This window comes from Pedobacter sp. (assembly GCF_040513095.1).
Lineage (GTDB): Bacteria > Bacteroidota > Bacteroidia > Sphingobacteriales > Sphingobacteriaceae > Pedobacter.
Map to the genome: position 1 here is coordinate 1 of NZ_JBEVDX010000089.1, position 24,715 is coordinate 24,715.

Annotated in this window: 19 protein-coding genes; 17 read left to right on the forward strand and 2 right to left on the reverse strand. The window is 44.1% G+C overall.

The window, feature by feature from the left end; all coding sequences use genetic code 11:
* Positions 1-67: 67 nt before the first annotated feature.
* The 8 genes from ABWY16_RS10695 to ABWY16_RS10730 all read left to right on the forward strand — a co-directional run bounded on the left by ABWY16_RS10695 (position 68) and on the right by ABWY16_RS10730 (position 12,503).
* Positions 68-937: an NAD(P)-dependent oxidoreductase gene (locus ABWY16_RS10695; RefSeq protein WP_353904636.1), complete on the forward strand. Its 870-nt coding sequence runs from the start codon at positions 68-70 to the stop codon at positions 935-937.
* A gap of 71 nt (positions 938-1,008) precedes the next feature.
* Positions 1,009-1,917, forward strand: coding sequence for a UbiA prenyltransferase family protein (locus ABWY16_RS10700; RefSeq protein ID WP_353904637.1), 909 nt, complete (start codon positions 1,009-1,011; stop codon positions 1,915-1,917).
* 11 nt (positions 1,918-1,928) lie between these two features.
* On the forward strand, positions 1,929-2,585 hold the full coding sequence (locus tag ABWY16_RS10705; protein WP_353904638.1) for a class I SAM-dependent DNA methyltransferase: 657 nt from the start codon (positions 1,929-1,931) through the stop codon (positions 2,583-2,585).
* 365 nt (positions 2,586-2,950) lie between these two features.
* Positions 2,951-4,270 (forward strand): TolC family protein, encoded by a 1,320-nt coding sequence (locus ABWY16_RS10710; protein ID WP_353904639.1) that lies wholly within the window; start codon positions 2,951-2,953, stop codon positions 4,268-4,270.
* A gap of 15 nt (positions 4,271-4,285) precedes the next feature.
* Positions 4,286-7,570 carry an efflux RND transporter permease subunit gene (locus ABWY16_RS10715; RefSeq protein WP_353904640.1) on the forward strand — a complete coding sequence of 1,095 codons (3,285 nt, stop codon included), beginning with the start codon at positions 4,286-4,288 and terminating at the stop codon, positions 7,568-7,570.
* A gap of 25 nt (positions 7,571-7,595) precedes the next feature.
* Complete coding sequence (locus ABWY16_RS10720) at positions 7,596-8,696, forward strand: efflux RND transporter periplasmic adaptor subunit (protein WP_353904641.1); 1,101 nt, start codon at positions 7,596-7,598, stop codon at positions 8,694-8,696.
* Between the two features lie 63 nt (positions 8,697-8,759).
* On the forward strand, positions 8,760-9,689 hold the full coding sequence (locus ABWY16_RS10725; protein ID WP_353904642.1) for a helix-turn-helix domain-containing protein: 930 nt from the start codon (positions 8,760-8,762) through the stop codon (positions 9,687-9,689).
* A gap of 249 nt (positions 9,690-9,938) precedes the next feature.
* A complete protein-coding gene (locus tag ABWY16_RS10730) occupies positions 9,939-12,503 on the forward strand; it encodes a DUF5686 and carboxypeptidase-like regulatory domain-containing protein (RefSeq protein WP_353904643.1) in 2,565 nt (854 codons plus the stop codon).
* Here ABWY16_RS10730 and ABWY16_RS10735 read toward each other — a convergent pair.
* Positions 12,500-13,756 carry a BamA/TamA family outer membrane protein gene (locus ABWY16_RS10735; protein WP_353904644.1) on the reverse strand — a complete coding sequence of 419 codons (1,257 nt, stop codon included), beginning with the start codon at positions 13,754-13,756 and terminating at the stop codon, positions 12,500-12,502. The genes ABWY16_RS10730 and ABWY16_RS10735 overlap by 4 nt on opposite strands.
* Positions 13,757-13,920: 164 nt before the next feature.
* On the opposite strand from ABWY16_RS10735, the gene ABWY16_RS10740 reads away from it, so the two are divergent.
* From ABWY16_RS10740 to ABWY16_RS10750, 3 genes are all read left to right on the forward strand, one after another.
* Positions 13,921-14,643: a DUF92 domain-containing protein gene (locus tag ABWY16_RS10740; protein WP_353904645.1), complete on the forward strand. Its 723-nt coding sequence runs from the start codon at positions 13,921-13,923 to the stop codon at positions 14,641-14,643.
* Positions 14,644-14,868: 225 nt separating this feature from the next.
* A complete protein-coding gene (locus ABWY16_RS10745; RefSeq protein ID WP_353904646.1) occupies positions 14,869-15,552 on the forward strand; it encodes a substrate-binding periplasmic protein in 684 nt (227 codons plus the stop codon).
* Positions 15,553-15,564: 12 nt separating this feature from the next.
* Positions 15,565-15,747 (forward strand): hypothetical protein, encoded by a 183-nt coding sequence (locus ABWY16_RS10750; RefSeq protein WP_353904647.1) that lies wholly within the window; start codon positions 15,565-15,567, stop codon positions 15,745-15,747.
* Positions 15,748-15,769: 22 nt separating this feature from the next.
* On the opposite strand, the gene ABWY16_RS10755 is transcribed toward ABWY16_RS10750, so the two are convergent.
* Positions 15,770-16,012 carry a hypothetical protein gene (locus ABWY16_RS10755; protein WP_353904648.1) on the reverse strand — a complete coding sequence of 81 codons (243 nt, stop codon included), beginning with the start codon at positions 16,010-16,012 and terminating at the stop codon, positions 15,770-15,772.
* Between the two features lie 146 nt (positions 16,013-16,158).
* Here ABWY16_RS10755 and ABWY16_RS10760 point away from each other — a divergent pair, with 146 nt between their 5' ends.
* The 6 genes from ABWY16_RS10760 to ABWY16_RS10785 all read left to right on the forward strand — a co-directional run bounded on the left by ABWY16_RS10760 (position 16,159) and on the right by ABWY16_RS10785 (position 24,681).
* Positions 16,159-16,941, forward strand: a complete 783-nt coding sequence (locus ABWY16_RS10760) for a hypothetical protein (RefSeq protein ID WP_353904649.1) — start codon at positions 16,159-16,161, stop codon at positions 16,939-16,941.
* An 875-nt stretch (positions 16,942-17,816) separates the two neighbouring features.
* Positions 17,817-18,722, forward strand: coding sequence for a cyanophycinase (locus ABWY16_RS10765; RefSeq protein ID WP_353904650.1), 906 nt, complete (start codon positions 17,817-17,819; stop codon positions 18,720-18,722).
* A gap of 7 nt (positions 18,723-18,729) precedes the next feature.
* A complete protein-coding gene (locus ABWY16_RS10770) occupies positions 18,730-20,196 on the forward strand; it encodes a DoxX family protein (RefSeq protein ID WP_353904651.1) in 1,467 nt (488 codons plus the stop codon).
* Between the two features lie 20 nt (positions 20,197-20,216).
* Positions 20,217-21,953 (forward strand): hypothetical protein, encoded by a 1,737-nt coding sequence (locus tag ABWY16_RS10775; protein WP_353904652.1) that lies wholly within the window; start codon positions 20,217-20,219, stop codon positions 21,951-21,953.
* Positions 21,954-23,417 (forward strand): phytoene desaturase family protein, encoded by a 1,464-nt coding sequence (locus ABWY16_RS10780; protein ID WP_353904653.1) that lies wholly within the window; start codon positions 21,954-21,956, stop codon positions 23,415-23,417.
* Positions 23,407-24,681 carry a YeiH family protein gene (locus ABWY16_RS10785; protein ID WP_353904654.1) on the forward strand — a complete coding sequence of 425 codons (1,275 nt, stop codon included), beginning with the start codon at positions 23,407-23,409 and terminating at the stop codon, positions 24,679-24,681. The genes ABWY16_RS10780 and ABWY16_RS10785 overlap by 11 nt, the downstream gene beginning before the upstream one ends.
* Positions 24,682-24,715: the final 34 nt, after the last annotated feature.

Below are 24,715 nucleotides of genomic sequence, written 5' to 3' on the forward strand. Positions count from 1 at the left end.
CAGTGATTGTGCAACAACTCAAAAATCATATTACAACTGATAGTATCATTTTCAAAGACAACAACACATGACTGAAAAATTAAACATCGGCTGGATCGGACTCGGCAATATGGGTACGCCAATGGTAAAAAATCTTGTCAAAGCAGGATTCGAGGTTACAGTATATAACCGCAGTGCGGATAAATCAGAAGCACTCAGCAAGGAAATCGGGATTACTGTAGCTTATTCACCGGCAGAACTGGTAGCTTCATCAGACGTGATCGTCACGATGCTGAGTGATGACGCCGCAGTAAAACAAGTATACGAAGGCGATAACAATATATTTTCTGCAAAGCCAGGCAAGGAGCTAACCATGGTGGATATGAGCACCGTTTCCCCGGAGACTACAAAATATCTTGCAGGCCTCTGCGCAGAAAAAGGAATTACCTATCTGGATGCACCGGTTGCCGGCAGCGTAAAGCCCGCAGAAGAAGCACAACTGGTGATTATGGTTGGCGGAGATGAAAAGGTATACGGGAAAGTTAAACCTATGTTTGATGTGCTGGGCAAAATGTCTGTTTACCTGGGCGAAACCGGGAAAGCAAATGTGGCGAAGCTATCAGTGAACCTAATGTTGGGAATTGTAACGCAGGGCTTGGCCGAAGCAGTAGTTTTTGCCCGTAAGAATGGCTTGTCGGCAGAACAGTTGCTTCCGCTGATCAATGCCAGTTCAGTAGGGGGAGGGCTTACCAAAATGAAAACAGAAAACATCATCAACCAGGATTTCAAAGCAGCATTTGCCCTCAAACTGCTGGAAAAGGATATCAGGCTTGCTACAGAAAATGGAATGGATACTCCGGTAGGGCAATCCCTATATACTACCTTAAAGGCTGCAAAAGAAAAGGGGCACGGTGATGAAGATATGATTTCTGTACTGAAATACCTTTCAGGCGAGTAAGCAATTTTGTTCAGAAAGGCAAAGGTTTGCCTGGGGGAGTCAGTGATTAAATTTAACATGACAGGTTAGCGATGGGATTTAAGATCTTACGGTTTATATTTTTCGGTAACTACTTCGTGGGTTTGCTGGCTGTTGCATTAACGATCGAATCCACCCTGCAACTGAGCATGCCTTTCAATTCCCTGAGTTATTATATTCTGCTGTTTCTGGCACCCATAGTGTATTATACTTATGCATATATGGGTGCCACAAGCAGTGAAAACTCCCAGAATCCGAGAACCGCATGGTACGGCAAACACCATAACTTCATTCACCGCAGTCAGATCATCCTGACTTCCATTGGGCTTGCTGTTTTTCTTTACATGCTGCGCAGAGATTATGTAGCTATCCTTCATCTTCCGATCTTGTACTGGATCACGGTCGCGGTGGTTATAGGAATGGCCATACTATACTATGGTTTGGTGCCAGTGTTCTTCTTTAACCTCAATTTGCGCAATACAGGCTGGCTTAAACCATTTATTATCGGATTTATTTGGGCAGCCACGGCAAACCTGCTGCCGCTGATACTGCTGAAGATCGAATCAGGAATAGACTTTACCGAATCGCCCCTATGGTTTTTTCTCTTTATCAAGAACTGGATGTTCTGTACGGTAAACGCGATCATGTTCGATATGAAGGATTACGCGATCGACTCCAACAGTCAGCTCAAAACATTTGTGGTACGGATAGGATTAAAAAAAACGATCTTCTACGTATTGATCCCTCTGCTTTTGCTGGGGATGATCTCCCTGCTGGTCTTTGCTAATTTTGAGCATTTCGCACCAGCAAGGATACTGCTCAATCTGATCCCCTTTGTACTTACATTGGTAGTTGCTTATTCGATGAACAAACGGAAGAAGATTTTTTATTATTTGATAGTTATCGACGGGCTGATTCTGGTAAAAGCCCTCTGCGGGATTATCGGCATGCATGTCATATAAAACGTAATCCTATGCAAAACAACTACGATCCCATAGCCCGTTACTACGATGTGCTCAGCAGGCTAGTTTATTTTCGTGCGCAGCTAAAAGCGCAAACCTCCCAGCTGCCCCTCATTCCTGCAAACAGCAAAATACTCATCGCCGGTGGCGGAACAGGCTGGATCCTCGAAGAGATCAGTAAACTGCAGCCTTCAGGATTAGACATTACCTATGTAGAGATCTCTGCAAAAATGCTTGAACTCTCCAAAAAACGCAATGTCAGGGATAATATGATTACCTATGTCCATGCAGCAGCTGAAGATCTGAACCCCGCAATTCTTCCCAAAACCCCTAACCTCAACGCCCCTTATGATGTGATCATCACCGCCTTCTTATTTGATAACTTCTCAAAAGATAAGATCAGCTTTGTATTTAATAAGTTCCACAATGCGCTCCGCAGCGAAGGACTATGGCTCTTCTCTGATTTTTACTATACCGAGGCCACAGGCAAACGCTGGCAAAAGTATCTCCTCAAAGCCATGTATTTCTTTTTCAGGCAGATTTCCAATATCGAAACAAGCATGCTGATCAACACTGAACATCACTTCGAGGAACGTTTTTACTGCCCCCTGCAAGTGAAAAAATACTACGGCGGATTCATCAAATCGATCGTTTATCAAAAATCTTAAATTGGTCTCAGCAGAGTTATTTTAATCCCATTTTAACTTAAGTGTAAAGTAAGTGTAACCACAATGTAACAGTACTATTGTAACAATAGTGCAGGTAATCTTTTTTGCAGCATCAGATGCCCTATATTAGAGAAATGGCGATTTAAAGTCCTCCAGGCCACAATTATTTGATTTTAATAAGTATTGATTTGAACTGAATATGTTCCTGTCCAGCCTTGTAAATTACATTTGTTGTGTACTAAAAACACTAAGTAGAATATCAATTGAATTTAATTGAATTAAAGATGCCCCGATTACCTGTTTCCACCCTTCTTTGTTGTTCCTTTTTGTGCGCTAATGTAGCTGTCGATGCTCAGACCTTAAATATGAAAGAGGCCATAAGTACTGCGATAGCAAATTACGGAACCATCAAGGCAAAAACAAACTACGTAAATGCCTCTGAGGAAAGTATAAAGCAATCCAGAAGAGAGTATCTGCCAAACTTCACCCTCTCAGCCCAGCAGGACTATGGAACGGTGAACGGACAGACCGGTCCGCTGGCGCCCCTTGGCGGCGGACTAAACGCGTCCTCATCCGGACCAACTCTCGCCAGTCAGAACTGGAATGCCGCATTTGGTGCCTTGTATCTCAGTAATATCAACTGGGACTTTTTTACCTTCGGTCGTATCAAGGAAAGGATCAAGGTTTCCCAAACACAACTGGCCCGTGACAAGAATGACCTGAGCCAGGAGATCTTTCAGCATGAAATAAGGGTGTCAGCCGCCTACCTTAACCTGCTTGCTGCACAGCGCCTCGCTCAATCGCAACAACGCAACCTGGAAAGAGCAATCGTCTTTAAAGACAATGCAGTAGCACGTGCAAAAAACGGACTGATCGCCGGAGTAGATTCTGCACTGGCCAATGCACAGGTTTCCAGCGCAAAAATCCTGCTCACCAATGCCATTGACCTTCAGCAGGAGCAGGCTAACCGCCTGGGTGTTCTTCTAGGTGTAAGCTCAACAGCGTTCACCCTGGATACAGCATCAATCAACCATGTTCCACATGCCATCCTGCTCAAAGATACTGCTGCGGATCTTGCACAACATCCAACGCTTAAATACTACAGGGCAAGAGTTGATCTCAGCAATGAACAAACCAATTATTATAAACGACTGAAATATCCAACCTTCTCGTTCACCGGCACCTTTCAGGGCAGGGGATCGGGTTTTGGACCAGAGTACGTTGGTAACCAAAATATATATTCCAGCAGTTACAGCGATGGTATCAATCCAACCCGCGCAAACTACCTGCTTGGTGTAGGTGTAGTCTGGAACCTGAGTTCCATCCTTAAAACCAACCCACAGGTGAGGGCACAACGTTATACCACCTACGGCCTGGAAAACGAATATCAACTCATAGACCAGCAGCTGCATGCCCAACTTGCACTCTCAGAAACAAAGATCAGCAATGCTATGGCCAACTATATGGAAGCACCGGAACAGGTTAAAGCTGCGGCACAGGCCTATCTGCAGAAAAGTGTTCAATACAAAAATGGATTAGCAACGCTGGTAGACCTTACCCAGGCATTGTTTGTACTGAACAGGGCAGAGACCGACAGGGATATTGCCTATACCAATGTATGGCAGGCCTTACTGATCAAATCAGCCGCAATGGGCGATTACAATATATTTATTAACGAATTTTAAGCTGTTCCCCAAGATATGAATTTAATACGTTTCGCACTGCGCAAACCCATATCCATCATGGTTTTTGTTGCAGGTATGCTGTTCTTCGGTATCAGTGCCATGACCAGTATCAAGGTAGATATCCTGCCACAAATGAACCTGCCGGTAATCTACATCGCGCACCCTTTTGGAGGCTACACTCCAGATCAAATGGAAGCTTATTTCGGTAAGAACTATGTGAACATCCTGCTTTTCGCCAACGGGATCAAAAGCATTGAGACCAAAAATACACAGGGTCTGATGCTAATGAAATTAACTTATTACGAAGGTACAAATATGGCGCAGGCAGCGGCAGAGCTCAGTGCCTTGTCCAACAGGGCCCAGTCCAGTTTCCCCCCGGGTTCACAGCCGCCATTCGTTATCCGCTTTGATGCCTCTTCACTTCCCGTTGGCCAGCTGGTGCTGAGCAGCAATAAACGAACCAATGATGAGCTTCAGGATCTGGCCAATACTTTTGTGAGGCCATCATTCACCTCTGTTCCGGGATTACTTGCCCCGGCACCTTCAGGAGGTAGCCCGCGTTCCATTGAGATCAATGTTGATCCGGGACTGATGCGCTCACATAACCTTACAGTGGACCAGATCGTTAACGCGATCAAGGTTAACAACCAGACTGCTCCATCAGGAAACGTAAGGATAGGCGATATGAACTATATCACGCCTACCAATTATACCATTGATAAAGTAAAGGAGTTTGAAAACATTCCCCTCTTTAAAGGTGCTGTACAAAATCTATATCTGAAAGACGTAGCTGTTGTAAGGGACGGTGCCGATTTGACACAGGGTTATGCCCTCATCAACGGCAAGCGTTCAGTATATGTAAATATTGCGAAATCAGGTGATGCTTCAACCTGGGATGTGGTAAAAGGCTTAAAAGCCAATCTGGTAAAAATCCAGAATACCTTACCGGAAGATGTGAAACTTTCTTACGAGTTTGACCAGTCTGTCTACGTAATTAACTCTGTAGAGAGTTTGATCAAAGAAGGGGTAATTGGTGCAGTATTGACAGGATTAATGGTGTTGCTGTTCCTGGGTGACAGGCGCGCTGCACTGATTGTAATCCTGACTATCCCCACATCTATTATCTCCGGCGTATTATTCCTTAAGTTGTTCGGACAGACGATCAATATCATGTCGCTCTCCGGCTTAGCCCTCGCCATCGGTATCCTCGTAGATGAATCCACGGTAACGATAGAGAATATCCACCAGCATTTTGATATGCATAAACCTAAGGCCCTGGCTATCTGGGATGCCTGTAAGGAGATTGCCTTTCCAAAACTCCTCATCCTGTTCTGTATCCTCGCTGTATTTGCTCCGGCATTTACCATGACGGGTATTCCGGGAGCGCTGTTCCTTCCTCTGGCACTGGCCATCGGATTTTCCATGATTGTTTCCTTCCTGCTGTCACAAACATTTGTGCCGGTAATGGCCAACTGGCTGATGGTTGCACATCCTTACAAACACGAGAAAACAGATGACTCCATCACAGAAGATGAAGACCAGTTTAACCAGACCGGCCTTACGCTGGAGTCAGAACACAACACCATGGATCAGAAAAAGATCCTTGTGGATAAAGCGCAGTTTAACCATCCTGAAAAACTGACCAAATTCGATAAGTTCAGGAATGGATTTATGAATGTCATCAACGGGATGTTTAAATATACCAAAGCAGTGGTGATTGCCTACATCGTAGTGATCATCGGGCTTGCAGCATTGTTACTGGTCACTATCGGACGTGATGTATTACCAAGGGTAAACGGCAGTCAGTTTCAGCTGAGGATGCGGGCACCTAACGGTACAAGGCTCGAACGTACGGAGGAAATGGCCAACAAGATCCTTAAAGAAGTAAAAGATATTGCTGGCCCGGGACATGTAGGAATCTCCTCAGTTTACGTTGGTCAGCACCCTTCACAATATTCGGTTAACCCGATCTACCTTTTCATGGGCGGTCCTCATGAAGCCGTTTTCCAGGTAGCGTTGAAAGACTGGGAAGGCGATATGGAAGAGTTTAAAGATCAGCTCCGCGCACGTACAAGGAAAGAGATGCCGGATGTGAAACTCTCATTTGAGCCTATCGAGATGACCGACAAAGTACTGAGCCAGGGATCACCAACTCCAGTGGAAGTAAGAATTTCCGGTAAAAAGAAACCCTTGAATGAAGTATTTGCCAATAAGGTGCTTGCCAAATTAAAAGCGATCCCTTACATGAGGGACGTGCAAATCGCGCAACCGTACCAATATCCTTCCCTGAATGTGAATATCGACAGGGTTCGTGCTGCTCAGCTGGGTGTGGATCTGAATGATATTTCAAGGTCGCTGGTAGCTTCAACCTCATCGTCCCGTTATACAGAAAAGAATACCTGGATTGATCAGAAAGCCGGACTGTCTTATTCGGTACAGGTACAGGTTCCTTTCAATCAGATGCGGACCAAAGATGACATGAATGAAATACCGGTTCTGCCCAATGCAACAAGACCAACTTTAAGTGATGTTGCTACCATTACGCCAGATACCACCTATGGTGAGTCAGATGATGTTGGTGCAACTCCCTTCCTTTCTGTAACAGCAAACATGCGCAATACGGATTTGGGAACGGCAAATAAGGACGTCAAAAAAGCGCTGGCTTCAATAGGTGAACTGCCAAGGGGAGTAACGGTAGAGCAGATCGGTATGGGTAAAGTACTGGACGAAACCTTACTGAGTTTACAAAATGGACTTTTTGTGGCCATCGTGGTAATCTTCCTGATGTTGTCCGCAAACTTCCAGTCGTTCAGGGTACCAATCGTTGTACTTGCAACTGTGCCTGCGGTTGTACTTGGATCACTTGTTGTGCTGCTGTTATGGGGCTCAACGCTCAACCTGCAGTCGTACATGGGAATTATCATGTCAGTAGGGGTATCCGTTGCAAATGCCGTGATGCTGATTACCAATGCCGAAGAGCTGAGACAGCAAAACGGGGATGCGCTCAAGTCTGCCCGCGAGGCAGCAGGTCTGCGTTTACGTCCTATTATCATGACCAGTGCGGCCATGGTAGTTGGTATGTTGCCAATGGCGATCGGAGAGGGCGAGGGAGGAGATGCAATCGCACCACTGGGAAGAGCAGTAATCGGTGGATTAATTGCTTCAACCTTTGCGGTACTGCTTATCCTGCCAATGGTATTTACCTGGGTAATGGGCAGCGTTCCTTTGAAATCACCTTCACTGGATCCTGAAGACGAAGAAAGCGAGCATTACATTAAAGGTTTAGAAGAGGTCAAATAAGTTTAAGAACATAGATTATATATAGATGAACACAACAATATTCCGCCGCAGCACTGTTTTATTCAGCAGCATTACATTTCTTGCTTTCCTGAGCAGCTGTCACCATAAGGAAGAAAGCAAGGACCCGGGCACGGCATCGGTTGCCATACCAACTTTTGCATTGCAGAAAGAAGCGATGTCAACCTCATTAAAAATGCCGGGAGAACTGATTGCTTACCAACAGGTTGATCTGTATGCTAAAGTGAGCAGTTTTGTAAAAACACTGAATGTGGATATAGGTTCTGAAGTGACTAAAGGACAATTACTGATGACCCTCGAAGCCCCAGAAACCACATCACAGCTGGCTGCTGCAGAATCAAGACTGAGATCTCAGGAAGCGATTGCCACTGCAAGTAAAGCAACGTACGACAGGTTACTGGAAACCAGCAAAACCCCCGGAACAATTTCTACAAATGATCTGGATCAGGCGGTTGCGAAAAGGAACTCAGACCTTGCCCAGTTAAATGCTGCAAGAGCTGCCTACAAAGAGGTTGGAAGTACTATCGGTTACCTGCAGATCCGTGCGCCATTCAGCGGTGTTGTTTCTGCCAGAAATGTAAATTTGGGTGCATTTGTTGGTCCGACAGGTTCGGGATCAGCTTTGCCGATCTTCACCATTCAGGAGCAAAAACACCTGAGGCTGGTGGTTTCCATTCCTGAATTGTATACAGGTTACCTGAAAGATGGAGATTTAGTCAGTTTCAACGTGAAATCCAAACCGGATATCCTGTTCACAGCAAAAGTAAAAAGGTTATCGGGTGCACTGGATTCGCGACTGCGTGCAGAAAGAGTAGAGATGGACGTACCTAACCTTCAAAAGCAGTTGTTGCCGGGTATGGTAGCAGATGTATCTATCCCTTTGCCTGCAAATGTAAGCACTTTTATTGTTCCTAAATCTGCAGTAGTGGACGGACCGGAAGGAATCTACGTGATCCGCGCCAAAGCGAATAAGGCTGAAATTGTGCCAATTAAAAAAGGCCGCGAAACGGATGATAAAATTGAGATTTTCGGAAATATAGCCGAGGGAGATCAGCTGGTGACCCAGGGAACAGAAGAAATTCGTTCAGGAGATCCTATCAAACCATAAAATTACAATAAAAACAGAGGGACATACTGGATTTTTACGCATTTTTAGGGCGTGAAAAAAAGTATGTCCCTTTTGGAATTCTATCAGATGTTTGCTGCAAACAGACCAGATGTAATTATTCCGAGCTCCAGCCTGGATATTCCTACCGGACATTTCAACGTTTTCAAACGCCTGGGCTACTGCACACTCAACCCTTCACCCTATAACAGAAGAGATTTTTATAAGATCTCACTGATCCTGGGCAAAGGCGTACTCCATTATCCAAATGAAAAGATTGTGATCGACGGCCCTGCGCTGCTTTTCAACAATCCTACTATTCCTTACTCCTGGGAAACCACTTCCGAATTTCAGTCGGGCTACTTCTGTCTGTTTAACGACAGCTTTATGCGGCAGCATTCTCCATCAAATGATTCCCTGCTGCTCAAGATCCAGGATGTGCCCGTGTTTTATCTCGATGAACTTCAGGTGATGACCGTCAGTGCCATCTTCGAGAAAATGCTGGCAGAAATCGAAACAGATTACACCTACAAGTATGACCTGATCCGCAACTATGTCAACCTGATTATCCATGAGGCTATGAAAATGCAGCCCCTGGAGGATCCTGCCGGCAAGACACACAATGCCGCATCACGATTGTCTTCGCTGTTTTTTGAGTTGCTGGAAAGGCAGTTCCCGGTTTATTCTTCAGACCATGTGCTGGAACTGCGTACCGCAAACGCTTTTGCAGAACGACTCAATGTTCACGTGAACCACCTCAACCATGCGGTGAAAGAGGTAACCGGCAAAACCACTTCGGACCATATCTCCAAAAGGATTGCCAATGAGGCCATCTCCCTGCTCAAACATACAGAGTGGAACGTTTCAGAGATCGGCTACTGCCTGGGTTTTGAATATCCGGCTAACTTCAATATGTTCTTCAAAAGGCAAACCACTATAGCCCCAAAATCTTTCCGCGAAGCCCATCATGAGCTGGCAGATCCGAGAAAACGGTAAAAACATTTTCAGGAATTCCCCGTTATCATTACATAGTGAAAAAAGCTCATATCCTGTTACAGGAGGCTTTATTGATTTCATACGCCTTTTTGGCGCGATAATTGGCATTTAACATTTTTTAACAGGTGAAAATGCGCATAAATCAGTGAAATTGCCTTTCGTGATTGGAAATGATCATTATAGATCGTAGATTGTGACTATTGATCCTTGTTGCAGAATAAAAAGACTTTTAGGCCCGGCGTAATACTTATGAATGATATTAAAAAGAAGTCTTTTTATATACTTGTTTTATCAAATTTTCTTTTCTTAATTGGTGCTTCAGCTCAGAACACTATAGTTTCAGGTATCATTACAGACAGTAAGGACAAGAGTCCTTTACCATATGTTACCGTATTGTTTAAAGGCTCTCAGCTGGTCACCAAGACCGATGCGAGCGGGAAATACACCCTCAGCAATGCAGCTGCCTTCAGCCAGATCCAGGTAAACTATGTAGGGTACAAAACCCAGATTTTACCAATCAGGCCAAATACCACGCAAACGGTAAATATCAAACTTCAGGAAGAGTCGCAAAGCCTGAATGAAGTGAGCATCAGCTCCGCCAAAAGGGCTCGCTACCGCAATAAAGATAACCCTGCAGTAGAGCTTATCCGGAAAGTTATTGAACACAAGCCAATGAACAGGCTGGAAAGTGATAAAGCGGTAGAGTTCCAGCAGTACGACTGGATGCAGTTTTCCCTGAGCAACCTGAGTGAAAAATTCAAGAATAAAAAGATTTTCCGCAAATACCAGTTTCTGTTTGATGAGCAGGACTCAACCGCAGTAGGGGGCAAAAATATCCTTCCGGTTTACTTGAGAGAGCGCCTTTCACAAAATTACTACCGCAAAAGCCCTGAGAAAACCAAGGTGATCATGCTTGCAGACAAACATGTAAACTTTGACGACGGACTGGTGGACAACAACGCGATAGGAACCTATTTCGAAAGAATGTATGCTGACGTGGATATCTACAAGAACAATATCGTTTTTACCAACAGTCAGTTCCTGAGCCCGATCGCCGATGGCGCACCCGCATTTTACAAGTTTTTCATTACCGATACTGTTAAAACCCATACGCCTAACCTGATTGAGCTTTCCTTTATCCCAAGAAATGAAAACGGTCTGCTGTTTGAAGGACGGATCTACATCACTATGGATGGCAGATATGCGGTTCAGGATGCATTTTTAAAGACTGGCAAGGGGGTAAATATCAACTTTATCCGCGCAATGGAAGTGAAGCTGAACTTCGATAAAGATACGGCTGACAAATATCACCTGAGCAAAAGCCATTTACTGGTAGATTTTGGAATAGGAAAAGAAGGGGGCAGGGGATTCAAGGGTGAGCGGACGGTGATCATCAAAAACTACAAGTCCAATGTTGAGCATCCCGACAGTCTGTACAGTGGTGAAAGCATCGTAGTTGCTCCTGATGCAGATAAGCGCTCAGACCAGTACTGGGCAGAAAACCGATTGGATACCCTGGCTAAAGACAAGCTGAAGATCTATGGCAATATCGATACGCTGGGAAAAATGAAATCCTTTAAACGCCTGATGGATGTCGCATCGGTGCTGTTCATCGGTTACAAGAAATTCGGGCCTATAGAGGTAGGTCCTTTCTACGGCTTCTATGGTTTCAACAATCTTGAAGGTTTCAGGCTGCGGCTTGGTGGCCGTACCACTACTGATTTCAGTACACGCTGGTATCTTGCAGCATACGGTGCCTACGGTTTCAGGGACGAGAAATTCAAGTATTACGGCAGCGCGGCTTACTCGCTGAACAATAAATCGATCTATAAATTCCCCCAGAGTTTTATCCGCGTCAGCTATCAGCGGGATGTAGATGTTCCGGGCGACGAATCGAAAACTGTAGTCCCTGAAGATAATATTGTATCGTCTTTCAGGCGCGGTGTAAATAATCAGTTTATCTACAGCCAGTTCTACAGGGCAGAGTACATGCAGGAATATGCAAATCACTTTTCCTTCAATCTTGGTTTCAAACGCTGGACACAAACACCTGCGGGAACCCTGGTCTATGAGAGTTACAACAGCAACAATCAACTGGTACGCACCGATCATATCACCAGCGCAGAATTTAACCTCGAACTGCGTTATGCACCACATGAGCGTTTTTACCAGGGTAAAACTTTCAGGGAGCGGACTATAGAGAAATACCCGGTATTTGACCTGAATATTTCATCGGGTATGAAAGGCGCATTTGGCGGACAATATGAATACCAGAGCTTCATCGGTACGATTGACAAACGATTCTACCTTTCACAGTTTGGTCGTTCAGATGTACGTCTTGAAGGTGGTTACATCAATGGTAAAGTACCTTTCCCACTGTTGGATATCCATCACGCAAATCAGTCATACTCTTACCAGGTATATGCTTATAACCTGATGAATTTCCAGGAGTTTGTCAGTGATCACTATGTGAGTTTAAATGTAGACCATAACTTTAACGGATTGATCTTTAACCGCATTCCGTTGCTGAGAAAGCTTAAACTCAGGGAGTATGCTACTTTTAAAGGCTTAATGGGCGGAATCAGGGATGAGAACGATCCTAACCTGCACCCGGATCTTTTACAGTTTCCCAAGAATCCAGATGGAGTCGCGCGGACCTATTCACTGGGCAGTAAACCTTATATTGAAGGCAGTATAGGCGTAGGGAATATCTTTAAAGTACTTCGTTTTGATATAGTTAAACGATTCAACTACCTGAACAATCCGGGAGTATCAGAATATGGGCTGCGTGCCAAAGTTCAGTTCGAGTTTTAAAACACTTCATTCAATCCAACAAACACGCCTCTGGCGCCATAATTGCCGATACCGTAATCAATGCAGAGGTTGCTCCGCGTATGTTTATCGAACAGAATACGTATCCCGGCACCGGCACCAGGTTCCCAATATTTAAACAGTTTCACCCCTGTCTGGTTGCTAGCAGTTTCCATATTGAAGAAAGTCACGCCGCTTAATAACTTGTTCCGGGTAATAGGGAAACGGTATTCCATCTCGTTATAGAAAAACGAAGGCCCTTTAAAGCGGCTGATCGTGTAAGCGCGACCGATACGCTGGTTGACATCACTGCCTGTTCCGGGCAATTCCAGATAGGGCACGGAGCCGTTCAGGAGGTATGATCCCCATAACCAGTAGGCCAGCACCTGCTCCGGGTTTCTGCGCGACAAACTCCAGTATTTTCTGAGTTCTGTTTTAATTTGTAATGCAGCCTTTTCACTGCCCAGCCATTTCTGGTTAGCCCTCAGGATAAGATCCACATACAATCCTTTGTAAGGGCGGTATGGCTGATCCCGGGTATTGTACTGCAGATTGATCAGCAATCCATTCGCATAATAACTATGTGGTGGATAGCCGTTCTTTAAACTATACAGGTAGTTATATGTTTTGATACCCTGTACGCCGTCGAGTTCCTCATCTATATCACCATAGTAATTAAAAGTAATGCCCGCTCCTGCATAGAAGTTGGGCATCAGGCTGCGGTATACATATTCGCTCAGCCGCATAAACTTATACCTGATGGGCAGTTCCGGAGTTTCCCTGCCGGTGCCAAGCCCGTGATCCAGTACAATAGTTTTTCCAAGGTTGTAGGTTCCCTGGATGTTCCATTTGTTTCCGGCAGTATATATATTATGTGTCAGCTGCACCAAAGCAAGTTCATTGGTAGATATAGTGGCAAATGCATCAAAGATGGAAAGGGTAGTGCTGTCCGGATCACCAAAATATCTTGTTCCTGATACGTCTGCACCAAAAGCAAAACCTGTACTGGGTGTATAACCAATAGTCGGCAATAAAGCCAGACTGCTGCTTTTCTTATTTCTGGGCGCTTTCTTTTTATACTTTTTTAGTATTGAATTATAAACGTCACTGAAATCAGTTTGCCCCGCGATCTCCTGGTCTACTGTATCTTTTGGTAACTTGTATTTTGGAGTAGCGATCTCCTGTGCCCGTAGCTGACCGGTGAATGCAGCAGTTGATAATAAAATAAGCGCAAGCCGGCAGCAATTTCTGAACACTGATATTTGGATTTGATGTCGTAAATATAATTAAAAAGATCACCTGCAATGTATTATACAACAAATCTCTGCCGCAAATCTCAAATATTTTGCAGTAATAAATAGGACTGTGCCCATACAATTAACACAATTGCATTATCTGTTGATTTGCGTAATTTTGGACAGTGATACTTCAACTTAAAGACCTTCCGGTTGCACTGCTGCTTATTGCCGGTATAGTGTTCAGCATCTATGCGAAAAAGCTGACGCCCGCGGCAGCATTCACAGGATTGATTTGCGGATCGCTGCTGTATTTCGGTGCTGGTTATCCAGGTATTCTGATGCTCACCATATTTTTTCTCTGCGGTACTATTGCAACATCATGGGGCAGGAGGAAGAAGCAAAAGCTCGATAAACCGGGCGACCATGAGCGTCGTGATTCCGGACAGGTACTTGCCAATGCAGGTATGGCAGCATTCCTTGCGGCACTTCTCATTACATTTCCAGAGCAAAGGGTGTTATTGACGGTAATGCTCAGCTCATCGATTGCCTCTGCCATGGCAGATACGCTGTCCTCAGAACTGGGAATGATCTACGGCAAAAGCTTCTACAATTGTATCACCTGGAAAAAGGATCAATGCGGATTGGATGGAGTGATCAGTCTTGAAGGAACACTGATTGGTTTTGCGGGGGCAACAGTTATTGCAATTGTCTATGCGCTAAGTGAAGTTTTCAATATTTATTTCCTGGTTATCATTATCGCTGGCGCTGCCGGGAACTTTTCTGATTCATTTTTAGGCGCAAAGCTGGAAAGAAAGGGCATTCTCACAAATAATCTGGTAAATTTCCTGAGTACGTTATTCGCAGCAGTGGTAGCGGCGGTATTTTGCTTAGTTTTTAGGTTGTAATAGTCTTCTCTGTGTAACAAAGAAATCTATATATTGTAGACAATATGAAATTGCAGTAAAATTCATTAAAATTGCCGGATATAATGCTTGCAGAACCCGGCAGAATTAAAATAAAATTACATAGATGAACCCGACATAAATAAAATAATCATTAAATATTTTGCAAATGATTATTTTATTCATCAAAGGCTCCATCTAACCGCTAAATAACGATAAATTACATAGATGAAACGAATTTTGAAGATAGGTCTGGATTCAGCTGCTCCATTTCCCCTGCATAGCGATTATAACTCAGCTAAGTTTGAGGGTTTTGAGGTCGATATGATCTCAGCTGTTGCTGAAGTACTTGATCTTGAACTTCATTACGAAGTTTCATTATGGGCCACTATCCTCGAAAAATTATACAAAGGTGAATTGGATATGATCTGCTCTGCAGTAACTATGACTCCTTCCAGAAAGATGATCCTGGAATTTAGTCAGCCTTATCTCCAGTTTCAGCTTTGTGCTATTGTAAACCGTGGCGCAGTATTTACTGATCTGAGCGACTTCAGCAATAAAAAAATAGGTATCCGTATCGCAACTGAAGCGGAAAAATATGTGATGTCAGCTTTCCCTTCCAATGTGACAGTACATGCAGAAACAAATAATGAACTCTACAAAAAACTTCTGGCCGGAAGAATAGATGTGCTGATCGACGATTCACCGATCGCGGGCGGATTTCTGCATAAACACAAAACACTGGAAATAGGGATGTTCATGCCCTCAACCGAGTCACAATATGCGATTGCAATGAAGAAAGGTGATGTAACGCTGAAAGACCAGATCAATGAGACTATGGAACTGCTCAAACAGAATGGTACCTACGATAAGATCTTTAAGAAGTGGTTCAGTAACATCAGACTGGTCTGATAATTGTGTAGCATGGAACATACCTATACTGATTTAATGAGTACGTACGCCTATATATTGGACAAGAAGAAAGATAAGGACAAGGATAAGAAGTCTGATAAGAAGGACAAATCCGATAAGGACAAAAAGAAAAAAAAGAAATGCTGCGAGAAATGGAAAAAGGGCAAACGCTGTAGCAATTGCCCTTTAGGGTAGTAATAGTTAATTAACGTAATTTTCAGATTTGTGAACTGATCTTTTTCATTGCATCATACACAATTCCGTTTAACCGCTGATCTGTCCTCACATGACTATCATCGATCCATAGGTAGGTGTTCATCTCAATATCATATATTGCTGTTCTCGGACCATGTCCGGGACCCAGGCTGTCAAAATAGCTGTAACAATCCAGTACAGTGGCACATTTGCAGTACCAATCCTGATCAAGTTCGTAATTTATATTGATTGCCAGATATCTCATTTGAACTGAAATTAGGTAATTAGATCCTTACCCGGAAAAATTTTACGTGAACTCCATTATTCCCTTGGTCAACGGAAGAAATCCCCAAACAATATGCCCCCATATTTTCTTATCTTGGTATATAACCCTTAACTGGAATAGATATTATGGAAAGAATGATTCAGGCCCTGTTTGCTAATGAAGCGGACGCATTTAAAGGTTTGCTGGCTATACAGGAATTAAGTACCGTGAATGATATTTCACTGGGCGAATTTTATGTGCTGTCTAAGGATGAATATGGCTCAACCGCAATCCGTACAGCAAAAGATGAAGCTGAAGGATACAGTGCGATAGGTGGCGGTATTATCGGCGGACTTATAGGATTACTGGCAGGACCCCTCGGATTCCTCGTAGGCATTGGTGCAGGAATGGTTGCCGGAGCAGCAGGCGATACTGCCAGGGCTGAAGGAATGTCGGATTACCTCGATAAGGTCTCGGCAAATATTCCAAACGGCAAATCACTGCTGGTTGCCCACGTGTGGGAAGATTGGGAAACACCAATAGATACAGTTCTTGCACCATTGACAACTGATATACACAGGGTGAATATCGACGATGATGTGTATTCTCCTGCATTAACGGAACTGGATGAACTGAATGCTAAAATCAAACATGCAGAAACGGAGTTTCTATCTGCGGATGAAGCCCATCACCATGAAATGAACGAGAAACTCCTGCTGCTGAAGATCAAGCGTGAGGATATTTTAAGGAAACTGAGCGGCAATGCAGAACACCAGGAAAAACAATATACTACCTGGGTGGAGAACGGACATGGGCACCAGGCTGATCATATTGATCATGCGCTCCACAACAAAGAGAGGCATGACCGTCTTGAAAGCCGCATTGCTGAGCAAAAGGCAAGACTGGAGATGTTGCGCAGGAACAGGTAGTTTTTAATTTGGGAAATTGTATGGCGGCTATTTTTCGACTCAACATTTTGCGAAGGGCAAAATCTTGCAGGCCGAAAAATAGCAGCCATACAATTTTCCTCAGCAGAATATCCTTGCCTGTCTTGCGCATACCTTTCCAGAGGATAAACTTTTCTATCAGCATTGAAGTCTTTTAGGACGCATGCTGAAACCGAACAAGAATCTGACACCCGACCCACAGCCTCAGTTGCCCAATTATAATCTTAGTTAGCTTCTTATTGTATTTATAACTTAGACCAGAAAATGGCTGGCCCATGGTCTCTATATGCTATATCTCCTTTCATTATCATATCTCGCAAAGTAGCGGCACTGTTGCCAGAACAAACCCCATCCAGGCTCGCGATATGCTCTCATTTCCTGTCATTATCATACCTCACAGAAAAGCGGAGCTGTCGCCATAGCAAGCCGCATCCGTGCTATAGATCTGCTCTGAATTTCTAAATACCTTGTAACTTTATTGTGCTAAAAGGTAATGGAATCCTGTTTTTAAAGTAGAATCAAAGGCTTTGAAATTTAAATCTATTAAATTGGTAGATTTAATTGGTTTGTATAATATTATACATTACATTTGAAACAACAAAGCACAATAAATTAACTTATTATCAGCTTAACGCTATGGAATCAACTGTAATTTTTATGCATTCTAACCGGGAGACCGGATCAGAAATGATAAATGGTATTTGCAAAAAATTGCGTTGTTGTTGATCCTCATTTAATTACCGTAAATATTTATTGCCATGTGCTGTTTTCCGGAACTTAGCACTTATAATTTTGAGGTATTACCTCAGGCCAGGTAACTGTACAACCAAAATTTTGATTAAAGTAAAACGAAATTAATGACCTCTTTCAATAAAGCAACTATGACAACGTTTTTTAACAGCATTGTGCTGTATCTGATGGTAGCTACCTCTTCAGCTTCTTTCGCTCAACAACCCATTCATATTGATACAGCTTCTGTAACCAGGCATGGCCCGGAACAAGGATCCTTACTGATCATCGGAGGGAATGTCGGGAATACTCCATCGGTATGGGATAGGTTTGTGGCACTTGCCGGAGGGAAGGACAAAGCAAAGATTGTGGTAGTCACTGCTGCGGTGGGCGATTCTGCTGCGTTTGACCAAAAGGATATCAATGAGATTAAAAAGATCACCGGGATAAAGAGTGTCACGCTTTTGCATACCAGCAGTTTATCAGAGGCCAATTCAGAACGTTTTATCAAACCTATTCAGGAAGCCACAGGAGTTTACTTTTTAGGGGGACGCCAGTGGAGGATCGCTGATGCCTACCTGAATACGCTGACCCATCAGGCATTCTTTGATGTGCTGAAACGTGGAGGAGTAATCGCCGGAAGCTCCGCAGGGGCAACTATTCAGGGTTCTTTTTTATGGAGAGGTGATACAAGCGGAGCTGATGTGCTGGTTGGTGACCATCTGCAGGGACTGGGATTCTTGAAGAACGCCGCAATTGATCAGCATCTGATGAAACGCAACCGGCAGTTTGATCTGGTAGATTTTATTCGTTTTTCACCAAAGCTTATTGGTATAGGGTTAGATGAAGCCACAGCAATTGTGGTACAGAAAGATATACTTGAAGTTGTCGGGAAATCATATGTTGCTATCTATGATCATGATACTATCGTAAAGAAAAATACACCTTTTGTATTACTTCAGAGCGGTCAGAGTTATGATTTGAAAAACAGAAAGATCATCAATCCGGTCAGAGCACCGAGGGCCACTAACTAAAATTAAGATGTTAAAAGACCAAATCAATAGTCAGGATAATGCCTGGAAAGGATATGAAAAGATACTTTTCAGGCTATCATTTATCTATTTCTTTTTACAGGTGTTTCCGCTCGACTGGAAATATTACCGCCATTTGTTCAGTATCAACTGGTTCAATATCAGCTTCGCTGAGCTTTTTCAGGTCGCAAAATATACACCACAGTTTGTATCAGGTAGCTATCATCCGCAGGATTGGGGCTTGGCAACCTTTGCCGATTGGCTGTTTATCCTGGTAGTATCCCTGGTTGGTACAGCAGTATGGTCTGTAACCGATAAGAAAAGTACATCATATACACGGTTGTATGCATGGCTGAGGATTCTCGTACGTTACAGATTGGGCATCGCCGTTATAGCGTATGGGTTTTTAAAATTATTTGCTATCCAGGCTCCATATCCATCTTTGAGCAGTTTGAATACACCTTATGGTGATTTTACAACATGGAAGCTTTTTTCTCTTAGTCTTGGTATTGTGCCGGGATACCAGGCATTTTTAGGGGCGGTCGAATTGATCGCGGGTATCCTGTTACTATTCAGAAGAACTACAGTGATCGGCGCCACGATTATTATCTTTTTTACAGGTAATGTTTTCATGTCAAATTTAGCCTATGAGGGCGGCGAAGTGGTTTACAGCTTCTACCTCGTTACTCTTGCATTGTTCCTGATCGTGTATGACTTACAAAGGATAATCAGTCTGATCATTTTGCATATTCCTGTGGCACCAGCAAAGCCTGCAATCGTATGGAGCAATCAGCTTAAAACCGTAAGACTAGTGCTGAAATCAGCATTAGTGCTGGTTTTCGTGGTGATCTACGGGTTCAGCGCCCATGGTTCTGCAGCCAAAGGTGGTTATCATTTTACGCATCATCCGGGTATTAAAGGACTCAAAGGATTGTATACTGTTGTCGCTTTCAAACTAAACGGAGAAGACAGGCCCTATTCCCTGACAGATTCACTGAGATGGCAGGATGTAGTCTTCGAAAAGTGGGCTTCGTTCAGTATCAAGATTAATCAAGCACAACCGGTATTAAATGATAATGTAGAAAGTATACCAGTGGGAGATGCTCAGAGTTACTTCGAAGCAGCGGGTACCAGGGGAAGGGTATATTATAATTTCAAAGCTGATACGGCGAAACATACGCTGTTATTGATCAATGCATCTAAGCCCTCGGCCGTCTTATCTGATGATGATGCTGCGGCTGCCTCCGGCTTTGGAAAATACACAGCTAATCATGCTTCGACTGCTGCCGGTTCAGGAAATAATGCAACGCAAATCGCAGCTGCCGGGCAACTAAGTTATCAGAAAGGGCCAGATTCTACAATCCTGATCAGTGGAGTTATCAACGGTAATCATATCGAGGCTGTGCTGCAGAAAAACCCGAAGAAATACCTGCTGAAGGCTGCTGAGAAAGGCCGCTCTAAAGGCTTAAAACTATAATACTATTAAAATTCAAAGATATGTCTGATAGTACAACACACTCTGAATCAGTAATCAATAATGAGCCGGATACAAACTCTGAAGCACAAATTCCGACTGGCAAAAATCACACCTCGGAAGCTGCGGCCGGGACAAAACGAGATGCTGATGCTGAAAGCCGGTCAAACCGCAACGCGGAATCTAACTTACCTCCGAGGGTCTGGAAGTCCTATCAAAAGATAGCTTTCCGTATAGCATTTATCTTTTTCATCCTGATGACTATTCCTGAGAACCCCGGGTGGTACACCCAATGGTTTCAGTTCGACTGGACAAGTCTGCACTACCGCGACTTATATGATATCGCAAGGTATCAGCCCGCGTTTATTCGCGGAGCAGGATATTACGGGTATGCAGAATGGCTGGTACTTTTCGCTGTATCTATAGTTGGAGGTTTAATCTGGACAGGCTTGGATAGGAAAAGAACAGAATACAATGTCTTGTACTATTGGCTTACCGTGATCGTCCGCTACCGTGCGGCAATAGGAATCATTGGCTTTGCTTTCACTAAGGTATTGCCCGTGCAGATGCCATATCCTTCAACAGGCATATTAAACACCAACTTCGGTGATCTCACCGCGCAAAAGATTTATTGGTTATCGATCAGCATCGTACCCTGGTATCAGGTATTCGCAGGAGTGGTTGAACTGAGCGCAGGAATATTGCTGTTGTTCAGGAAAACTGCAGTCCTTGGCGCAATTATCCTATTTGGTGCATTGGGAGATATAGTGTATGTGAATTTTGCCTATGACGGAGGTGTGCATGTTTACAGCAGTTATTTCGTGCTGTTTGCAGCATTCATCCTTGCGAAGGAAATGCCTAAGATCTATAATCTGTTTATCCTCGAACGTTATACCGTACCCGTCAACTTTGATCTGAACTTCAAAGAACAATGGCTTAAAACCACGCGGATTGTGCTCAAGACTGGCGTGATATTCCTCTTCCTTTTTGTATTCTTTTATATCCAATTGAATAACTTCCTGTACGATCCATATAAACAGCCTGCTGCAAAAGGTGTTTCCAAATTAAGGGGGTACTATCAGGTTGCAGAGTTTAAACTCAACAATCAGGTAATCCCTTATTCCCCGCAGGACTCGCTGGCATGGCAGGATGTAACATTCGAAAACTGGACAACACTTACCTTCAAACAAAACAGGCCAGTGCCGCTAGACCTGTCCAATGGTGGCGGATCGCCCATGAGGGATATCAACAGAACTTTCGAAATTGCAGGCGTAGGGGGCGGAAGGAGGGTGTTCTACTATGAAGCAGATACAGTAAACCATATCCTTTACTTACAGGATAAATATCGGGATCTCTCTGCATTACGCGCTGGCGGAAAAAAGAAAAAGGGTAGAAAGCAGGCACCCGCAAATCAGCAAGAGCCTGAATCATCTCAACAAAAACATGGTTTGGTAGCTGACCAGCATAAAAAATCAAAACCTGAGCTCGGAAAGGCACAAGCCAGTTTCTTGACAGATGCGCAGGAATATGCCCAGGTAGATCCGGCAGGATTAACCGGCAGACGGCTTAAAGGCATCACAGCAGAGCGTGCCCTCGAAACCGGAAGAAAAAGAATGGTACTGCACTACAGCACAACTGACGGAAAAGAAGTGATCTTAAAAGGCATTAACGAAAATAAAGATTCAGTTTCTGTGATTTTACACCGGGTAAACAGGCAATATGCCTTAAAACCTAGTACCTTAAGTGCAGGAAAATATTAAATGAATACAAAAAACACAGCATACGATGCCATAGTTGTCGGCTCAGGACCAAACGGACTTGCTGCTGCAATCACAATGCAGCAGCAAGGACTTTCTGTACTGCTGATCGAAGGGAAGGACACGATAGGGGGAGGACTAAGATCGGCAGAACTTACGCTGCCCGGGTTTCAGCATGATATCTGTTCCGCAATTCATCCCATGGCAGTGGCTTCGCCTTTCTTTGCATCATTGCCACTTCAGCAGCACGGACTGGAATTTATACAACCAGGACTGCCGGCAGCACATCCTTTTGATGATGGAACAGCCGCATTTTTATCCCATTCACTGGAGGATACAGCGAATGCGCTGGCTGCAGATAAACAGGCTTACCTTGACCTGGTTGGACCACTGGTGCGCGACTGGGAAAAGCTGGTAGGTAATATCCTATCTCCACTGAAATTTCCCAAACATCCGCTGTTACTGGCAGGTTTTGGACTCAAAGCATTGCAATCGGCGGAAATGATTTCCAAAAGTTTCAGCACTGCAAAGGCCAAAGGACTGTGGGCAGGGATGACCGCTCATTCGATCCAGCCCTTGAGTAAGCTCACAACTGCAGCCATTGGGATGGTGTTATCAGCAGTAGGTCATGTCCATGGCTGGCCTGTCCCAAAAGGTGGATCCCAAACTGTAGCTGATGCTTTAGCCTCATATTTTGTTTCTATAGGGGGGGAGATTCAGACTGGCTGGATGATAAAGTCACTCGATGAGCTTCCCAAAGCCAAATCAGTATTATTAGACCTCACGCCTAAGCAGATACTGGAACTATCGCCAGATAAATTTTCCGGCCTTTACAAATGGCAGCTGGGTCATTACAGGTATGGAATGGGTGTTTTTAAGGTCGACTGGGCCTTATCCGCTCCAATACCATTCACAGCAGAAGAATGCCGAAAGGCAGGAACCATTCATATCGGCAATACCTTTGCTGAGATCGCGCGTACCGAACAGCAATCGGCCCGCAATGTACATGCAGAAAAACCCTTTGTATTGCTTGCCCAGTCCAGCTTATTTGACGACAGCCGTGCACCAGCAGGCAAACATACAGCCTGGGCCTATTGCCACGTGCCCCATGGTTCTGTAAAGGACATGACCGAAACGATAGAAAAACAAGTAGAGCGTTTTGCCCCCGGCTTCAGGGATACAATTCTGGCTAAACATACCATGAATACTGCAGAAATAGAAGCCTACAATCCAAACTATATTGGGGGCGATATCAATGGCGGCATTATCGATCTTACACAATTATATACCCGCCCTGCGCTGCGGATCTCACCATACCGGACATCAGCAAAGGGAATTTACATCTGTTCTTCATCAACTCCTCCGGGCGGAGGTGTCCATGGCATGTGTGGTTATCATGCTGCAAAACAGGCACTCAGCGATATTTTTAATCTTAAAATCCCTAATTTCAATTCTAATGACAGTTAAAACTACCCGTTTTACATTACATGAAGACTGGACCGTGGTTATTCTCGGTTCCCTGGTCATCTTTTCTGCTCTTTTCTTTTATGTGGTTCCCGTTCCTGTATATAAATGGAGCACGCCAGCAGAGCTGAACAGCAATGTGCTCAATTCCGGTAATCTGGTAGTGCTGCTGATCCAGCTCATATTCGTTATGGTCGTAGGAAGCATCGGTGCCCTCATCACAGGCAAAGAGGTAAAGAACTTCCTGATCGGTTTCCCTGCAGTCTATCTTCTCACGATACTCGCATTGGTCATCGCAGGCAATAGTTTTATCAAATCTATCAATCTCGAAGCCGTTATCTTCAGTCTCGTAATCGGCCTTATCATCGGTAACTTTTTCAAACTGCCAGCCTGGTTCCGCGATACCTTATCCACAGAACTTTTTGTTAAAATCGGACTGGTACTGTTAGGTACTACAGTGATCTTCTCAGATATTCTTAAAGCAGGTTCACTCGGACTGATCCAGGCACTGGTAGTTGTGCTTTCAGTCTGGTATTTCGCTTTCTGGCTTTGCAAGAAGCTAAAAGTGGATGACGAACTGACGATGATGATCTCCAGTGCAGTTTCAATCTGCGGCGTATCTGCAGCAATTGCAACCTCGGGAGCCATTAAAGGAGATCCTAAAAAACTATCCTACGTCATCTCTATGGTACTGATCACGGCAATTCCAATGATGATCTTTATGCCGTACATCGCTTCGTATTTCCATTTTCCGCAACAGGTAACTGGTGCATGGCTGGGTGGAAGTATTGATACCACAGGAGCTGTAGTGGCTTCGGGAACACTTGTTGGCGAAGAAGCCCTGAAGATCAGTACAATCGTAAAATTCTCACAGAATGTCCTGCTTGGGATTGCCGCCTTTGCTATCAGTATCTACTGGTCATACAATAAAACTGCAAAAGGGGCACAATCTACAGAGAAACCTACCTTAAAAGTAATCTGGGACAGGTTCCCAAAGTTCGTTCTTGCCTTCATCGGGGCATCGGTACTGTTCTCCTTCTTTTTATCTCCGGCCGCTGCCGCACCTGTTAAAGACAGTCTGAAAAATCTGCAGAATGCCTGGTTCACCCTTGCTTTTACGAGTATCGGACTGGAAACAAATTTTAAAGACCTGTTCAAGAACGAAAATAAGAAACCGCTGTATGCTTTTCTGATTGCGCAATTGTTTAATGTGTTTGTTACCCTGGCTATTGCCTGGTTCCTTTTTGGTGATGCAGCGCCGATATAAAGTATTCATTACGCTGCTGATTTTTGTCATTTCA

What these genes read in the sequence shown, in the direction of transcription:
- ABWY16_RS10695 (WP_353904636.1), top strand. Translation starts at nt 68, where the DNA reads ATGACTGAAAAATTAAACATCGGCTGGATCGGACTCGGCAATATGGGT.
- ABWY16_RS10700 (WP_353904637.1), top strand. Translation starts at nt 1,009, where the DNA reads ATGGGATTTAAGATCTTACGGTTTATATTTTTCGGTAACTACTTCGTG.
- ABWY16_RS10705 (WP_353904638.1), top strand. Translation starts at nt 1,929, where the DNA reads ATGCAAAACAACTACGATCCCATAGCCCGTTACTACGATGTGCTCAGC.
- ABWY16_RS10710 (WP_353904639.1), top strand. Translation starts at nt 2,951, where the DNA reads ATGAAAGAGGCCATAAGTACTGCGATAGCAAATTACGGAACCATCAAG.
- ABWY16_RS10715 (WP_353904640.1), top strand. Translation starts at nt 4,286, where the DNA reads ATGAATTTAATACGTTTCGCACTGCGCAAACCCATATCCATCATGGTT.
- ABWY16_RS10720 (WP_353904641.1), top strand. Translation starts at nt 7,596, where the DNA reads ATGAACACAACAATATTCCGCCGCAGCACTGTTTTATTCAGCAGCATT.
- ABWY16_RS10725 (WP_353904642.1), top strand. Translation starts at nt 8,760, where the DNA reads ATGTCCCTTTTGGAATTCTATCAGATGTTTGCTGCAAACAGACCAGAT.
- ABWY16_RS10730 (WP_353904643.1), top strand. Translation starts at nt 9,939, where the DNA reads ATGAATGATATTAAAAAGAAGTCTTTTTATATACTTGTTTTATCAAAT.
- ABWY16_RS10745 (WP_353904646.1), top strand. Translation starts at nt 14,869, where the DNA reads ATGAAACGAATTTTGAAGATAGGTCTGGATTCAGCTGCTCCATTTCCC.
- ABWY16_RS10750 (WP_353904647.1), top strand. Translation starts at nt 15,565, where the DNA reads ATGGAACATACCTATACTGATTTAATGAGTACGTACGCCTATATATTG.
- ABWY16_RS10755 (WP_353904648.1), bottom strand. Translation starts at nt 16,012, where the DNA reads ATGAGATATCTGGCAATCAATATAAATTACGAACTTGATCAGGATTGG.
- ABWY16_RS10760 (WP_353904649.1), top strand. Translation starts at nt 16,159, where the DNA reads ATGGAAAGAATGATTCAGGCCCTGTTTGCTAATGAAGCGGACGCATTT.
- ABWY16_RS10765 (WP_353904650.1), top strand. Translation starts at nt 17,817, where the DNA reads ATGACCTCTTTCAATAAAGCAACTATGACAACGTTTTTTAACAGCATT.
- ABWY16_RS10770 (WP_353904651.1), top strand. Translation starts at nt 18,730, where the DNA reads ATGTTAAAAGACCAAATCAATAGTCAGGATAATGCCTGGAAAGGATAT.
- ABWY16_RS10775 (WP_353904652.1), top strand. Translation starts at nt 20,217, where the DNA reads ATGTCTGATAGTACAACACACTCTGAATCAGTAATCAATAATGAGCCG.
- ABWY16_RS10780 (WP_353904653.1), top strand. Translation starts at nt 21,954, where the DNA reads ATGAATACAAAAAACACAGCATACGATGCCATAGTTGTCGGCTCAGGA.
- ABWY16_RS10785 (WP_353904654.1), top strand. Translation starts at nt 23,407, where the DNA reads ATGACAGTTAAAACTACCCGTTTTACATTACATGAAGACTGGACCGTG.